Genomic DNA, 15,793 nt, shown 5'->3' with positions numbered 1-15,793 from the left:
CGGGGCTTTCCCGGATCGGACAAGATCAGATGGTGGTGCCGGCCGACTCAGGGGCGGGGCGCGAGGGGATTCCAGCGTCGCGCCAGCTCATCGAGTCGATCGCGGATGCGGCCGATTCGTTTGGCGGGCGGCGTGCGTAGCGAGAACTGGGAAACCGAAAGGAGATCGGGGAGGGTCTGGGCCGGTTCGGGGACGTGCTGGTACTGCAGGATGCCACCGAGTTCCGGGCCGTAGCCCAGATCGACGGTGATCTGGTCGGTCCGGTATTCGATGCGATCGGCGACCGGCCGCACTGCGAGCGCCGCCACCTCGGGCAGCAGGCGCAGCAGCAATGCCGGTGCGAGACCGACGATCACGGTGGCGGCCGCGACGGCAGGACAGGCGACGAGGACGCGGCTGAACACCGTCCAGCCGGCGGAGAAGACGCGGGCGCCGCGCGGGGGCATCGGTTGGGCGATCGCCTCGCCGATCGCGCTGAGGCCGACGCCGGACGTCAACGCCCGTTCGAACCAGACGACGGGCAGGTTGTAGTGCCGAAAGATCAGTTGCCAGAACGTCAATCGCCCCTGGACACGTTGTGCGAGCTGATGCACGAGCACCGCCTCGAGTTCCGCGGGCTGGAGCCGCTGCACGGATTCGGGGGGCACGGTGATCATCCGGTCGGGCACCATGAACTGCCGGTCCGCGTCCTTGATCCACATCGTGTAAGCCGCGGCGGGCACACCTACTTTGTGTGCGGCGTTCGCCCAGGCGGGTGTCAGCCGGCGTTGTTCCTCGTCGGTGGGCGGCCGCAGCCCGAAGATCCGCAACAGCCAGCGCTGGTCGGGGACCAGGAACCGTGCCGCACTCCAGACCGCGCACACCATGAACCACGCGGCGGCGAGCGCGCCGGGAAAGCCGACGCCGACCGCGCGGCCGAGTCCGTAGAGCAGCACGGTCAGCACCGCGGCGGACGGTAACGCAGAAAGCAGCAGCTCGGTCGCACCGCGCACGCGATCCGCGGGCGAGCGTCTGGCTACCGCAGCTCCGCCGGGGTAATTCGCCTTGGCGATCACTTCGGAGGTCATGTCCGACGGTAACAGCGGGTTCCGGCCATGCCCTGAACCTGCGGTGATCGTAGGATGACCGGTTGCCGACCGCGTCCTCTGGATCGGCGAGGACGACCACGGCCCCTCGCCACAGTCCGGCGTTGCTATACGGTCACGTATACAGCGGAGAAGTCGAGTGAGGAGTTGCGAGGTGGCCGTGGCCCGCACGCCACGCCAGGCGTGGATCGAGCAGGGATTGCAGACGCTGGCCGCGCACGGTGTGGCCGCGGTGCGCATCGAGGTGCTGGCCAAGGCACTCGGCGTGACCAAGGGCGGCTTCTACGGTTACTTCGCCGACCGCAACGCACTGCTGGAAGAGATGCTGGACACCTGGGAACGGGAGAGCATCGATGACGTGCTCGCCCGGGTCGAGGACGAGGACGATCCGCGCGTCAAGATCGTGCTGGCCGGGCAGTTGACGTTGTCCAGGGAGCGACTGCTGGCCATCGACCTGGCGATTCGCGATTGGGCTCGCCGCGATGACGCGGTCGCCGAACGCCTGCGCCGGGTGGACAACCGGCGGATGGCCTTGCTGCGCAGCACGATCGGCACCTTCTGCGACGATCCGGACGAGATCGAGGCCCGCAGCCTGCTCGCCTTCTGCGCGGCCATCGGAAACCAGTTCCTCGTCGCCGACCACAACGGTCGCACCCGCGACGAAGTGCTGGCCCGCGCTTCGGCCATCATTCTCGACCGCCCACCGGACCGGCCGTCGCCCGGATCGTGACGACGGCCGATGCGCGGCTCATTCTTCGAGCGTCAATCCGGTGTGCTGGGCGACGAAGGCGAGCAGGCAGATGAGCGCGCGGTCGGAGGACGGCCCGCCGCCCGCGTGGCCTTTGCCGACGATCACGTCGAGCAGCACCGGGCCGCCGGTCTCGCGTTGCAGCGCGGCGACCATCTTGCACGAGTGCACCGGCGGCACCCGGGTGTCGCTGTCACCGGTGGTGAACAGCGCAGGCGGCCAGCGACGCGGTGACTCGCCGGTGTGCGCGGTGACGTTGTAGTACGGCGAGTAGCGCAGCAGTACCGGCAGGGCCGTGGGATCGTCGGCGGAGCCGTACTCCTCCCGCCACGCGCGCCCGAGCCCCCAGCGTTCGTAGCGCACCATGTCCAGCGGAGCGCCCGCGCTGACCACCGCGGCGTAGTCCGTGGGCCGCTGCACCATGGCGCCGACCGCCATCAGCCCGCCGTTGCTGCCGCCGAGCAGTGCGAGGGCCCCGCGCCGCGTCCAGCCTGTTTCGATCAGCCAGTCACCCGCCGCGTGCAGGTCGGCGAACGCGTTGAGCTTGTGCACGCCGGCTCCGTCGCGGTGCCAGCGTCGCCCGCGTTCGCCGCCGCCGCGCACCCCGGCGATGGCCATCACACCGCCGGCCAGCACCCAGGTCAGTCCGTCCGGTTGATAGCCGGGCCGGAACGTGATGCCGAAGCCGCCGTAGCAGCTGAGGATGGTGGGTCTGGGCACCGGTGGACCGGCGGGTGCGAGCACCGTGACGGGCACCTCGGTGTCGTCGGCGGAGCGGTAGGTCGCGCGGGTGACGGTGATGCCGGGCAGTTCGCGTGACACAGGCTCGGTCGGGCACACCTGTCCCGACCGCAGGTCCAGTCGCCAAGCCCCGATCGGCCGGATCCAGTCGGTGTAGCTCAGCACCAGCACGCCGGGTTCGTCGGTGGATTTGATGCCCGCAACCGTTCCGGCGCCGGGCAATTCGGCGTCGAACAACCAGTCGCCGCGCACCGCGTCATGTACCGACAGTTCGGCGTAACCGTCTCTGGTGCGCAGGATCAGGAGCCGGTCCGCGCCATCGGCCGGGGCAAGCGCGAACGCGGCCAGCACCGCGGGCTCCGCGTCCCGGACCAGCACCCGCCATGGACCCCACCCGCCCGACGGCAGGGGTTCGGCGACGAGCAACTGCCCGAATTCGCAAGTGGCGGTGGAGATTGCGAGAATACGGCCCGCCGTATCGAGCACCACCCCGGCGGAGGAGAGTCCACCGAGTTCGAGCGGACGCAACGAAGTCCCTTCGTGCAGATCGGCGATCGAGACCCGCGTGGTCCGGCTGGTGCCCGCACGTCCGGTGACGATGAGCCAGCGGTCGTGCCAGAAGGTGAGATGGTAGCGGCCAACGGGGTTCTCGTCGCCGACGAGGAGTTCGTCGTCGGCGAGTTCGGTGCCCACCCGATGCCGGTACACCCCACTGCCGCAGCCGTTCTCGTGTCGTCGCACATAGAAGTAGCCACTGCCGTCGCCCAGCCACTCCACCGGTGCGTACCGGGTCAGCGGGCAGCTGTGCAGCACCGCGCCGGTGGCGGCGTCGAGCAGGGCGAGCGGAGTCGTGTCCTCGGAGCCGCCGACACTGGCCTGCACGGCGACGAACCGGCCGTCCGGTGACGGCGTCCAGCGCCGCAGGATCGCCCCTTTCCCGAGCACCGCCGCATCGAGCAGCGTGCGCCACTCGCCCTGCGGACCGTCGGCGACCTCCAGCTGCCACGGTCCCGCGGAATGCGCCCGGCCCACCCGGAACCGGCGCGTGCCGCCGGATTTCACCGGCGACGCGGTCGGCCCGGCGACGATGATGTCGCGCAATACTTCTCGCAACCGATCCTGACCGGGCAGCGCGTCGAGGTAGCTGTCGGCCAGTTGCCGTTGAGACGTCACCCAGGCGCGGTTGCCCGGGTCGGCCAGATCCTCCAGCCGCCGGAACGGATCGGGAATCCGATTGCCGTGCAGCTCGTCCCACGTATCGGACGCGGGGATATAGGGGTATTCGGCAGTCATCACGCCACCTTCGCCATCGAATCGGCAACGCTGTCGCGGGCCGCGGGTGCGCGCCCGACGATCAGCAGGAACACAAGGGAAGCAACGAGATCCACGACGACGAACGCCCAGATCCCGGTGCGGGCGCCGAACCGTTCGCCGAGGACGCCGCCCAGCAGCGCGCCGAGCAGGTTCGCCGCCGTGGTCCCGGTGGCCAGCAGCGCGCCGACCCGGGCGAAGTACCCGTCGCCGACACCGTCGCCCATTACCGTCACCAGCGCGATATTGAGTACCGCACCGAAGAACATCGGCACGGCCGCCCCGAGGCAGGCGGCGAGCAACAGCACCGCCGTCGGTCCCGTGGCCATCGGCAACAGCGCGGTGCCTACGGCGCCACCGAGTACCGTGACCGCGAGCACCTGCCGGGCGGGCACGGCCCTGGCGTGCAGGCGCGGGGCCAGCAGCGCACCGGCCGCGGCGCACAGCGTCGCCACCACCGCCGGAATTCCGTACACCGCAACGGGTAACGCGACTTCGTCGAGCAGGAACACCGCCCGCAACGCGGCGGTGCCGCCCGCCGCGGCTCCACCTACCAGCAGGTACATCGCCAATGCTGCCAGCAGGGGGTGACTGCGCAAAGCCGCTACGCCGTCTCGGAATTCGCGGCTGAAACCGCCGCGCGGTGCGGTCTGGCGGCGGTCGGGCGCGTCGATTCTGGTCAGGCAGTAGGCGCTGAACAGATAGGTGAGCGCGTCACCGGCGAACATCGCCGCCGCGCCGATCGTCGTGACCATCGGCCCGGCGACCGAAGCGCCGATCGATCGGGTCAGCATCGTCGTCGACTGCAGTCCGGCACGCGCCCGGCCGAGATCGGTGATCCCGAGCGTGGCCAGGTGGGCGAAGTACAAGCCTTCGATCACCACCCGGGCCAGGCCGAGGACGAACGACAGGGCGGCCAGCCCGGTCACGGTCAGCACGCCCGCGCCCATCGTGGCGGCACAGCACAGCACCGCCGCAGCGGCGACCAGGTCGGCCGCGATGAGCAGCCGGCGTGGTCTGCGCACCCGGTCGAGGAGCACCCCGGCCGCCGGGCCGAGCACCAGCGGCGGGATCATCGCGCTGGTCACGATGAGCGAAACCGCGTGCGGCCCCGCGCCCAAACCGACGACCGCGACCACGGAGACCGCGGTGCCGGTGAGGGTGCTGCCGAACGTCGAGGCCGCCTGCGCGACCCGGTAGCGCCGAAGATCGGCCTCGGGCGAGGCCACGGTAGCTGAGGTACTCATCGTTTCACCCGAAATACGCGTCGTCGCAATAGACGACGGAGAACACACTGATCGGTGCGTCGTCGATCAGATCGTCATCGGTGCTCATGGTCGCCAGCGCGACCATGTTCTGGTTTTCCATGTTTCTTTCCTTCTGGGATACAAGAGATTTCGCCGGGCACGGGTAGCACCCGCGCCCGGCGATCGATCGGACTACAGCACCTCTTCCGAGCCGCCGCCCTGGCCGCCACCGCAGTGGTGCTCGCTGTAGGAACTCATCGGCGCGTCGTCGCCGAGCTCCGGGTCGGACTGCAGCTGGAGCTTCAGTACCTTGGTCATGTTGTTCACCTCCTCTCGATGCGTGGTTCTGGTGTCACTGGTCGTCGTCGGTCGGGCCGCAGTGATGGACGCTCGTGGCGCTGAACGGCGTGTCGTCGCCGATCTCGGCGGGGGCCTGCCACTGCAGCTTCAGCACGTTGGTCATGTTGTTCACCTCCTCCGCGCTGCTGTCGAATCGGCTGCGCGGGGGCTCAGACCACCTCGGCTTCCTGGTTGCAGTGGTGCTCGCTGTACGAGCTGAGCGGCGCGTCGTCGCCGAGTTCGGGGTCGGCGTGCAGCTGGAGCTTCAGCACCTTGGTCATGGCTCACCTCCTCTCGAAATCGCTTCGCGGACGGGCGGTCCGGGGCCGGGCGGGGTGCTCGGCGAGGCAGTGGTCGAGGGTGAAGAGCGGATCGGTGACGCCGCCGGTGGCGTGCTGGAGGGCCAGCAGGATGCCCGCGGAACCGGTGGCCAGATCGGCGCTGAGGCGCTGTCCCAGGCCGCCGAGCCAGCGGACGCCGGTCCCGTCCGCGATCGCGTACTTGAACAGCGCGGTCGCGCGCCGGTCCGCGTCGGGCAGGAAGTTCTCGTCCGGGAATCGGGCCGCCACGTCGGCGTGCACGAGCGCCAAGCCGGCTTGGCCCTGGCACAGCCCGGGTGCCGCGGTGAACCGAATGCCAACGGCTCGAACGCAACTGCGCAGCACCGCGGCGAGTTCCGGGTCGGATCGGTGGCCGAGGTATCGGGCGAGGACGTGGGCGTAGCCCGCGCTGCCGCACGCCAGGTACGGCATGTTGCGCCGGTCGGTGTCCGAGACCCGGAAGCCCAACGCGCCGACCGGAATCGGCTCGGTGTGCCCGAGTTCGGCGCGCAGCAGCCGCAGCCCCCGTTCGAACGGTTCCGGCGCGCCGGTGCACATCGACAGGTAGTAGAGCGCGAGCGCGAGGCCGGGCCTGCCGTGCGCGAGGCCGGACGGATGGTCCGGGCCGAGCGCGTGGCGCAGCGCAGCGCCGTCGGGTACCGCGTCGAGCAGACGTTGCGCCTGCTCGAGGTGGTCGGCGTCGCCGGTGCGGTGGAAGAAGGACAGGTGCGTCATCGCGAGGCCCGCCGCACCGCCGCCCCAGCTCGGCGACTCGGTCGCCAGCCGGTGGCCGTTCGCCGCGGCGAGTAGGGTCAGTGCCGCGTCGCGCTCGCCGAGATCGTCCAGTACCCAGGCGATTCCGGCGTTGCCGTACAGCAGTCCCGGCCCGGTCCGATGCCGATCACGCAGAGCTGTGACGCGCAACCGTTCGATGATCGCGGGATCGATGTCGCGCCCGGCGGCGCGCAAGGCGTGCAGCACGCCGGCGGTGCCGTAGGCCACGCATGCGGTGTTGGTCCGATGGCCCTCCGGCGCAGTGGGATACACCCAGCGCGGGTTGGTGAGTTCGGCCATCCGGGTCAGCGCGTCAGCCGTCCGATCGCGCAACCACCGCACCGTTTCCGCGGGCGCACAACGGACTTCCTCGGGCGAAGGCAGGCGCCGCACCGGGGGCGTGGTTCGCGTATGCGCCACCGCTGCCCATAAATCCGCTGGGGGAGGGCATAATTCGGCCAGATCGGCGTACAGGTGATCCAGCGTCTCAGGGCTGCGCCGCGCGGCTTCGTGCATCGGGAAGACCAGCAGTTGCGCGATCGCGCGCAGGCCGTAGGCGTCGACGTGCAGGGGATCGATCTTCGCCCGGGCCCCCGGCGCGCGGGATTCCGGCGGTTCGTAACCGGGCGTGCCGAGCAGGCCGAGCGGGTGGTCCACGGGCTGGGTGGCCTCGAAGTCGATGAGGCGCACGGTGTCCTGATCATCGACCAGGACGTTGCCCGGAGAGACGTCGACGAAGGCGTAACCGAGGTCGTGCAGCGTGGCCAGCTGGGCCGTGAGCTGCGCGAGCAGGTGCGCGCACCGCCGGTAGTAGGCGGCGAACACGGCCGGGCCGGCCCCGGCGTGGATCAGCGGATTCGTCGCGACCATCCACTTGCTGAGCGTGCGGCCCGGCACGAATTCGGTGACGAGGTAGGTGTGTTCCCATTCGGTGAACAGCTCGACCGGCGCGGGGGCGAGGCCGGGCGCGGCGGCGTGCAGGGCGCGCAGGGTGAGATATTCGCGCTCCAGCCGGGTGCGCGCGTCCTCGTTGCCCGCGTAACCGTTGTGGGCGCGAGCCTCTTTCACGAAGACCGGCGTGCCGTCCTCGCGGCGGGCGCGATACGCGCCGCCGGCGTTGCTCGGCTGCAGCACGGATTCGAAGGTGTAGCCGTGGAAGTGCACGTCCTCGTCGCCGTCCGCGTCGGCCACCGGTCCGAACGGGTCGGCGATGCCCGCGGGGAGCAGGAAGCCGGGGCGGCGCTCGTCGGGCACCTCGGTGCCGTCGAGTGCGAGCATGGTCGGTACCCGCGTGCCGTCGGCTTGCAGGCGATGGCGCGGACGGAACGCGCCGTAGCGGTAGGACACGCACTGCGACGTGCCGAAGCGCCGGTCGGTGAGCACGTACGGCCCTGCGACACCGGACAATTCGCGTTCCAGCCGTTCGAGCAGGACGTAGGCGAGCTGCGGTGTCGGCGGGTAGACCGCGCAGAACTTGCCGCTCTGCACGCGGCTGCCGTGCTTGCCGTGCAGCCAGAGGAAGTACTGCTTGCCGGTGAGATGTTTGAAGGCGACGCCCAGGTCGGCACACGCGGTGCTCACCACGTCCAGCACCTGCTGGGCGGAGCCGAGTGCCGTGGAGACGTGCACCTTCCAGCCCTGCGCCGGCAGTTCGGTCTGCGGGGGAGTCCAGTGCGTCCACACCTCGGACTCGCGCCGGGTCCAGCCGTGCGGCGGCCGGGTCGGGTTGTAGCGCCTGCCCGGGTCGGTACGGTCGAACGGTTCGTAGTAGTCGGGGTGGGCGAACGTGAACGCCGTATCTTGCACCATTGGAGTCACGTCCTCTCGGATTCGGCCTGGTCGGCGGGGGAATCGAACGAGTCAAGAATGGCCGGACGGCACCCTGCGGCGAATCGGCCCGGTGCGGTGTCGTGCGCGTACCGCACCGCGACGAGAAACCTCATCGCGACGTCGTAGCAGGGCGATTCGTGCGACACTGCTGCCCATGACGAGGCGGACCTTGGTCGTGGTGTACGCGGTCGACGCGGCCGGTGCCACGGGGGAAGTCCTCGGCGCGGGCACTTTGATCGAACCGGAATTCGTCCTGGTCGACCCGCCGCTTAACGAGGTGCTCGCGCAGCAGCCACGGGCGGTGCGGGTCGGCGTGTTCGCGGCCGAGGACGGTATCGCCGAGGTCATCGATGTCGCGCGGGTCCGGGTGGTACCCGACGCCGCCGAATTGGTGCTGCTGGAACTCGCCGCGTTCTCGGCCGCGCCGGTGCGTGGCGTGCCGGTGGTGTTGCAGGAAGATCCGCTGGGCTTCCCGCGATTCGTGCAGCCGAGCACCGCCGAGATCGTCGCGGCCGTGCGTGTGGTGCTCGCCGAGGCGCCACCGCCGACGCTGCCCGAGATCCCGGTGGAGGATCCGCTGCGGTTCATCTTCCGGCTATTCGGCGGCTGATCCCACGAATTCGCCCGCCCGGGACCCTATCTCGGCAGGTGAGAGCCGGTAGAACCGCAGACCTGCCGCCCGGATTCGTGGGAAACTGCTGCTCATGACGCGGCAGATATCGGCGAGCCGAGGGGTGTGCGGCGGCCGGTATCGAGCGGTCGCGGACGGTGGCCGCCCGGCCGGGAAAGCCGGTCGGTCGTGACGGAGCCGCCGCACACCAGGATCGCGTCGCGGTGGGGTCGCGCCGTCGACGTCGCGCTGGTATCCGTCACCGGCGCGGTGGATCTGGCGTTCTGGCACGGGGAGCAGCACCTGATCGGTGGCGCGACGTTGCCGCTGTGGGTGATCCCGCTCGCCGTCGCCGGTCTCTGCCTGGCCCTGCTGGCGCGCCGCCGGTTCCCGCTGCGGGTGTGGCTGGTCGCGTGGCTGTACACCGGCGTCAATCTTGTTGTCCCGGTATATTATCCGTTCGCCTTCCTGCTGGTGGCGAGCTATGCGGTGGCCGGCCGGGTACCCGGGGTCACCGCACGGCTGGTGCTCGTCGCGTCCGCCGTGCCGCTCGGACTGTTCAGCTATCGCTTCGCGCAGGCCGAACCCGCTGAATCCCAGCTGCGCGGCTTCCTGGCCGCTGCGCTGGCGTGGACGGTCTTCCTCGGTATCGCTTGGGGCTTGGGCAGATTGGCGCACGCGCGCGAGCAGCATGCCCGAGCCGAGCAGGACCGACTCGCCGCGGCGGCCGAAAAGGCGCTTGCCGCACAGCGTTTGCGGCTCGCACACGAACTGCACGACAGCGTCACCGGTGCCGTGGCAGGCATGATTCTGCACGCCGGCGCGGCCCGCGTCTTCGCCGCCGACGCCGACCGCCGCGTGCAGCAGGCCCTGGAGGTGATCGAACAGGCCGGCACCCAGGCGATGACCGAATTGCACTCCATGCTCGGCCTGTTGCGTTCACCCGAGCCGGACGGCACGGCGACGGCCCGGTTCGCCGACGTCGAGCGGTTGCTCGAAGCCGCGCGGCGCGCCGACCTGGAAGTGCACCTCGACGTCACCGGCACTGCCCGGCCGCTCACACCCGACGCGGACCTCGCGGCCTACCGGATCGTCCAGGAATCGCTCACCAATGTCACCAAACACGCAGGCCGCGGCGCGACCGTCACACTCGGTGTCGCCTGGACCGAGCACACCCTGGACGTCACCGTCCGCAGCTCCGGCGGCACCGCGGCGCCTGCCGCCGCGGCGCTGTCGACCGGTGCCGGGCTGCGTGGCCTGCGCGAACGCCTCGACGCGCTGGGCGGTGCGCTGACCTCCGGGCCGGAAGCCGACGGCTGGTGCGTGCACGCGACGCTGCCCGCGCACGCGTCGATCGAGGTGTCATGACTATCACCGTGGTCGTCGCGGAGGACGAGGCGCTGGTGCGGGCGGGATGTGTCTTGCTGTTGAGCACGACCCCCGACATCGCAGTGATCGGCGAGGCCGCCGACGGCGCCGCCGCCATCGAAGCCGTGAAAAACCTAGGGCCCCAAGTGGTTCTGATGGACCTGCGGATGCCGGTGCTGGACGGTATCGAAGCCACCAGAGCGATCACCAGCACCCCCGACGCGCCGGCGGTCCTGGTGCTCACCACCTTTCACGAAGACACCGCCGTGCAGGAGGCGCTCGCCGCAGGAGCCAGCGGCTTTCTGCTCAAACACGCCGCCCCCGCCGACCTCGTCCAAGCCGTGCGCTGCTGCGCCGCCGGTGACGGCTGGCTCGATCCCGCGATCGTCGGCAGCGTCCTCGGCGCACTGCGCCGCGCGGGCCCACGCGCGGTCACCGCCCCCGCCGCCCTCACCGCCCTGACCGCCAGAGAACGAGAAGTGCTCGTTCTCATGGCTTTGGGTCGCTCCAACGCCGAGATCAGCGCCGAACTGTTCATCAGCCCCGCGACCACCCGCACCCACGTCGCCCACGTGATCGCCAAAACCGCCTCCCGCGACCGCACCCAAGCCGTCGTCCTCGCCTACCAGAGCGGCCTCATGACCTGACCTTGTTCGCGGTGTTGCGGCGGGGGGTGCCTTCGATTGCGGTGCAGAGGCCGAAGATTCGGGGGTGGGTGGTCCAGCCGTTGATGTGGCCGCGGTTGTTGGCGATCTGGACTCGGGTGCCGTCGACGGCGGTGACGAGGTGGAGGTAGACGGTGCCGGCGACGCGGGCGAGGACGATGTCGCCTACTTCTACGTGGGCGGGGTCCACGGGGGCGACGGTGACCAGTTGGCGGCTGCGGATCAGGGGAACCATGGAGGAGCCGCGCGGGCGGAAGTGCACGGTCTCGCCGCGGGCCACCCGTGCTGCCATTGCGTCCAACGCCCCCATGGATATCAGGGTCGACGCCTGCGGGGAACGAGGCAAGTCATTTAGTTGCAAGCCTGCGAATCGCCGTCCGTCGCATGCGTGGTGGAAAAACGGAGTCGCCGACCGAGGGGACGCGCTGTAGTCTGTTTATACGCGTACGAAAATAAGGAGGCGGGATGGACGCCATCGACCTCGCTGCGGCGACCGAGCGATCTGCGACGGTGGCGGACAGCGGCGGAACGGAACCGAGGGTGGCGGGGTTGGTGCGGCCTCATGCGCCTGCCTTCGTGCTGGTCGCGGTGTTGCAGATCGTCGGGGCGGTGGCCGGGTTGGCACCGTTGCTCGCGGTGGTGGAGTTGGGGCGAACCCTGTTGTCGCCCGGGCCTGTCGACGACGGTCATGTGTGGGCAGTGGTCCTGGCAGGAGCCGGTGGACTACTGGTGCGACTGTTGTTCACCGGGGCGTCGTCGGGGGTCGGGCACCTGCTGGACGCACGGGTGCAGTTGTCGTTTCGCCGCCTGCTGGCGGCGCGGCTCGGGCGGGTGCCGATCGGCTGGTTCTCCCGTCGGCGGACCGGTGAGCTGGCGAAGGTGGTGGGGCCGGACGTGAGCGCGGTGCACCCGCTCATCGCGCACGCCCCGGGGGAACTGGTCGCCGCGTTCGTGGTGCCGCTGGTTTCGCTGGTCTACCTGTTCACCATCGATTGGCGGCTCACCTTGATCGCGATGATCCCGGTGCTGCTCGCGGTCGCGCACGTGCCGCTGTTCATGACGGCGAAGCGACAGCGGGAACAAGCGGAGATCGATGCGGCGATGGGCCGGATCTCCAGTGCCGCCATCGAATTCGTGCAGGGCATCGCGGTGATCAAGGCGTTCGGCGGCGGGGCTCGCGCCCACCGCGAGTTCCGTACGGCGGCAGACACTTTCACCGAGACGTTCCGGCGCTGGGTGTTCGGTATCTCCGGCATCGCGGCGGGTATGCAACTGGCGCTGTCGCCGCCGTTCGTGTTGCTGGTGCTATTGCTCGGTGGCACGGCGTTGATCACGAACGGTTCACTGGCGCCGGCGGATCTGCTTCCGTTCCTGCTGCTCGGGCTGGGGCTGACCGCGCCGGTGGCGGCCCTGGGGCACGGCTTCGACGACCTGCAGGCCGCCGGGCGCGCGGTCGGCCGGATCAAAGAGGTGCTCGCGGTGGCGCCGCTGCCGGAGCCCGCGCAACCGGTTGTGCCGCAGGGACATCGGGTCGAACTGCGCGAGGTCCGGTTCGGCTATGCCGCCGACCGCGAGGTGCTGCGCGGCATCGACCTGGTGCTCGAACCGGGGACGGTCACCGCGCTCGTCGGCCCCTCGGGTAGCGGCAAGTCGACGCTGGTGCAGCTGTTGCCCCGGTTCTTCGATCCCCGCCACGGCTCGGTCACCCTGGGCGGTGCCGACCTGCGCGACCTGAGCAGCGCGGAGCTGTATCGGCGGGTCGCCTTCGTGTTCCAGGACGTCCGTCTACTACGCGCGTCGATCGCCGACAACATCGCGCTCGCGGTGCCGCACGCGGATCGTGCGGACGTGGAGCGCATCGCCCGGCTGGCGAACATTCACGACCGGATCCTCGAACTGCCCCACGGGTACGACTCGGTCGTCGGCGTCGACGTGCAACTGTCCGGCGGTGAGGCACAACGGATTTCAATCGCTCGCGCGCTGCTCTCCGCCGTCCCGGTGCTGGTATTGGACGAAGCGACGGCGTTCGCCGACCCGCAGACCGAGCATGCGGTGCGCACCGCGCTCGCGACCGTGCGCGGGGACCGGACGATGCTGGTCATCGCGCACCGGCTGGAGACCGTCGCCGACGCGGACATCGTCGCGGTACTCGACGACGGCGTCATCGTCGAGCGCGGTCGTCCGGCCGAATTACTCGAACAGAACGGCAAGTTCGCCGAATTCTGGCGATCCCACCGGGCCGCGCTCACCGACGAGATCGAAACCTACGGTGGCGCACTGCAAGGAGAACTCCGATGATTCGCATGCTGTTGCACCTGCTCGGGGCTGAATACGCCGGGCCGATGCGTCGCACCGTCGCCCTGATGACCGTGACCGCGGTCGCCGAGGGATTGTCCTACGCGCTGCTGGTGCCGGTGCTGCGGGCGTTGTTCGGGAGCGCTCCCGCGGACGCGTGGCCGTGGCTGATCGCGTTCGGGGCCGCGGTCGCGGCCTATGCGCTGCTGCGCTATCGCAGCGACCTGTCCGGGTTCCGGGTCGGGACGGCGATGTTGAGCGGGGTGTATCACCGCTTCGGCGATCATCTGGCCCGATTGCCGTTGGGCTGGTTCACTTCTCGCCGCGTGGGTGAGGTGTCGGTGCTGGCCGGCGAGGGGGTGTTGCAGGCGATGAGTGTGGCGGCACATCTGTTGTCGCCCTTCATTTCCGCGCTGGTGACGCCGCTGACGATCGTGGTCGTGATGTTCGCGTTCAACTGGCAGCTCGGCTTGGCGGCCCTGCTCGCCGCACCGGTCGTGGCGGCCGTGCAGGTGTGGACCGGGCGCTCGATGGCCGCGACCGACGCCGAACGCGCGGAACGCAACGCCGAATCGACCGCACGCGTCATCGAATACCTGCAGGCACAGCCGGTGCTGCGGGCAGGCGGGCGGACCGGTGAACGCTTCCGGTCACTCGACGACGCGCTGTCCGGCGTGCAGCGCGCGGCGCGCCGTTCGACGCTGTCGGCGTTGCCCGGCATTCTCGGCCTGACGCTCACGGTGCAGACCTTCTTCACCGCGCTCCTCGCCCTGGGTGCGTATCTGGCGATGAATGGAAAGGTAGGCGCGGCAGAGGTTTTGGTAATCCTCGTACTGGCCGCACGATGTGCCGATCCGCTGCTGGCCCTGGCGGAGATCGGCGGCAAGATGCGCGGTGCGCGGGCGGAGCTGGCCCAGCTCGACGCGGTGTTGCGCACCGCGCCGCTGCCGGAGCCCGCTGCCCCCGTCCAACCTCGCGATCATGATCTCGAGTTCGACGCGGTGACCTTCCGGCAGCACGGCCGCACCATCATCGACGAGCTGTCGCTGACGGTGCCCACCGGCCGGCGGCTCGCGGTGGTCGGACCGTCCGGCGCGGGCAAGAGCACACTGCTGCAACTGCTCGCGCGGTTCTATGACGTGGACGCGGGCGCGGTGCGCGTCGGCGGCGTGGACGTGCGTGAGATCAGCACCGACGTGCTCATGGATCAGATCGCCATCGTCTTCCAGGACGTCTATCTCTTCGACGGCACCATCGAGGACAACGTCCGGCTCGGTCGTCCCGGCGCCGACGCGGACGCGGTGCGAGCGGCGGCGACCGCGGCCCGCCTGGACGAGGTGATCGAGCGCCTGCCCGAGGGCTGGGCGACGCCGGTCGGCGAGGGCGGTGCGCTGCTGTCCGGCGGTGAGCGCCAACGGGTTTCGATCGCTCGCGCGCTGCTGAAGAACGCCCCGATCGTGCTGCTGGACGAGGTGACGTCCGCGCTGGACCCGGTGAACGAGGCGGCGGTACACGAGGGCATCGAGCGGTTACTGACGGGACGGACGGTGGTGCTGGTCGCGCATCGGCTGCGGACCGTGCAGCGGGCCGACCGGATCGTCTTCCTGGACGGCGGGCGGATCGTGGAGCAGGGCACGCACGACGAATTGCTGCGCCGCGGTGGCCGGTACGCCGATTTCTGGCACCTGTCGCTTGCCCCCGTCGGGAGCGCGTGACAGTTAGGCTCCGTCTCCCCGGCAGGTCGCGAGCAGGCCGTCGACGATCGCGGTCAGGCCCTCGCGATGCGAATCGCGAGCGGTGAGCTCGGGCCAGCGCCGCGCGACCGCCGCGAGATGCGGGTGGGTGTCGGCCGGGACGGCGCCGATGGCCTGTTCCTCGTAGACGTCGGCGCCTCTGGCCCGGCGTCGTTCCCGGTGCACCCGCACGATCAGGTTGCCGACGATGTAGTACCAGATCGTGCGGTACACGGTGACGGCTTCCTCTGGCGTGCAACCGTAGTCGACCGCGGCGCCCAGCATCATCTCGACGAACCAGAGCGCGGAGTCGGCCATCAGGTCGTCGCCGGTCAGTACCTCGATGATCCACGGGCGCTCGGCGAGCAGTTCGAACAGCAGTGTCGCCGTGGCGATGAGCCGTGCTCTGGGGTCGGCCGGAAGTTCCGGGCGCGGTAGGCCTTTGGCGTGCGTCTCCAGTACCAGCAGGAGCAGTTCGTCCTTGTCGCGCACGTAGTAGTAGGGGGCCATGGGCGCGGTGCCGAGCTCGTGTGCCAGGCGCCGCATGGACAGCTTCTCCGACCCTTCGGACTCCAGGATGCGGGTGGCCGCGGCGACGACCGCCTCCAGGGACAACCGGGGTGGCCGGCCTGCGCTCTTCGCACGACGTGCTGCTGGGGGCATTCATCCATCTTCCACGATGAGTTCCCCCAGCAGGGCAGGACCTGGCGGTTTCGGGTGATCGAGA

At 69.9% G+C, this 15,793-nt stretch carries 13 protein-coding genes; 6 read left to right on the top strand and 7 right to left on the bottom strand.

Annotation, left to right across the window (positions count from 1 at the left end; translation table 11 throughout):
- Positions 1 to 47: 47 nt before the first annotated feature.
- Complete coding sequence (locus O3I_RS33590; RefSeq protein WP_014987486.1) at positions 48 to 1,067, bottom strand: hypothetical protein; 1,020 nt, start codon at positions 1,065 to 1,067, stop codon at positions 48 to 50.
- A gap of 172 nt (positions 1,068 to 1,239) precedes the next feature.
- Between O3I_RS33590 and O3I_RS33585 the strand changes: the two genes are divergently transcribed.
- A complete protein-coding gene (locus O3I_RS33585; protein WP_014987485.1) occupies positions 1,240 to 1,815 on the top strand; it encodes a TetR/AcrR family transcriptional regulator in 576 nt (191 codons plus the stop codon).
- An 18-nt stretch (positions 1,816 to 1,833) separates the two neighbouring features.
- Here the strand turns inward: O3I_RS33585 and O3I_RS33580 are convergent, their stop codons facing one another.
- The 4 genes from O3I_RS33580 to lanKC form a co-directional block, all read right to left on the bottom strand.
- Entirely contained in the window at positions 1,834 to 3,867 is a 2,034-nt protein-coding gene (locus tag O3I_RS33580) for a prolyl oligopeptidase family serine peptidase (RefSeq protein WP_014987484.1), read from the bottom strand.
- Positions 3,867 to 5,132 carry an MFS transporter gene (locus O3I_RS33575; protein WP_041563036.1) on the bottom strand — a complete coding sequence of 422 codons (1,266 nt, stop codon included), beginning with the start codon at positions 5,130 to 5,132 and terminating at the stop codon, positions 3,867 to 3,869. The genes O3I_RS33580 and O3I_RS33575 overlap by 1 nt, the downstream gene beginning before the upstream one ends.
- Positions 5,133 to 5,324: 192 nt before the next feature.
- The gene (locus O3I_RS46890; protein ID WP_256656750.1) at positions 5,325 to 5,450 is read right to left on the bottom strand and encodes a hypothetical protein; all 126 of its coding nucleotides are present in this window, start codon (positions 5,448 to 5,450) and stop codon (positions 5,325 to 5,327) included.
- 305 nt (positions 5,451 to 5,755) lie between these two features.
- A complete protein-coding gene (lanKC, locus tag O3I_RS33570) occupies positions 5,756 to 8,374 on the bottom strand; it encodes a class III lanthionine synthetase LanKC (RefSeq protein WP_014987482.1) in 2,619 nt (872 codons plus the stop codon).
- 175 nt (positions 8,375 to 8,549) lie between these two features.
- Between lanKC and O3I_RS33565 the strand changes: the two genes are divergently transcribed.
- From O3I_RS33565 to O3I_RS33555, 3 genes are all read left to right on the top strand, one after another.
- The gene (locus O3I_RS33565) at positions 8,550 to 9,005 is read left to right on the top strand and encodes a hypothetical protein (RefSeq protein WP_041563035.1); all 456 of its coding nucleotides are present in this window, start codon (positions 8,550 to 8,552) and stop codon (positions 9,003 to 9,005) included.
- Between the two features lie 189 nt (positions 9,006 to 9,194).
- The gene (locus O3I_RS33560; protein ID WP_014987480.1) at positions 9,195 to 10,373 is read left to right on the top strand and encodes a sensor histidine kinase; all 1,179 of its coding nucleotides are present in this window, start codon (positions 9,195 to 9,197) and stop codon (positions 10,371 to 10,373) included.
- On the top strand, positions 10,370 to 11,020 hold the full coding sequence (locus O3I_RS33555; protein WP_014987479.1) for a response regulator transcription factor: 651 nt from the start codon (positions 10,370 to 10,372) through the stop codon (positions 11,018 to 11,020). Before O3I_RS33560 ends, O3I_RS33555 begins: the two co-directional genes overlap by 4 nt.
- On the opposite strand, the gene O3I_RS33550 is transcribed toward O3I_RS33555, so the two are convergent.
- Positions 11,010 to 11,348: a S24/S26 family peptidase gene (locus O3I_RS33550; RefSeq protein WP_041563034.1), complete on the bottom strand. Its 339-nt coding sequence runs from the start codon at positions 11,346 to 11,348 to the stop codon at positions 11,010 to 11,012. The genes O3I_RS33555 and O3I_RS33550 overlap by 11 nt on opposite strands.
- Positions 11,349 to 11,503: 155 nt before the next feature.
- Here O3I_RS33550 and O3I_RS33545 point away from each other — a divergent pair, with 155 nt between their 5' ends.
- Entirely contained in the window at positions 11,504 to 13,336 is a 1,833-nt protein-coding gene (locus tag O3I_RS33545) for an ABC transporter ATP-binding protein (protein WP_014987477.1), read from the top strand.
- Positions 13,333 to 15,048, top strand: coding sequence for an ABC transporter ATP-binding protein (locus tag O3I_RS33540; protein WP_014987476.1), 1,716 nt, complete (start codon positions 13,333 to 13,335; stop codon positions 15,046 to 15,048). Before O3I_RS33545 ends, O3I_RS33540 begins: the two co-directional genes overlap by 4 nt.
- Before the next feature lie 3 nt (positions 15,049 to 15,051).
- Here the strand turns inward: O3I_RS33540 and O3I_RS33535 are convergent, their stop codons facing one another.
- The gene (locus O3I_RS33535; RefSeq protein ID WP_041563033.1) at positions 15,052 to 15,729 is read right to left on the bottom strand and encodes a TetR/AcrR family transcriptional regulator C-terminal domain-containing protein; all 678 of its coding nucleotides are present in this window, start codon (positions 15,727 to 15,729) and stop codon (positions 15,052 to 15,054) included.
- Positions 15,730 to 15,793: the final 64 nt, after the last annotated feature.

It is taken from the genome of Nocardia brasiliensis ATCC 700358 (assembly GCF_000250675.2).
In the GTDB taxonomy this organism is placed as follows: Bacteria; Actinomycetota; Actinomycetes; order Mycobacteriales; family Mycobacteriaceae; genus Nocardia; species Nocardia brasiliensis_B.
This window is presented reverse-complemented; position numbering and strand designations above follow the sequence as displayed.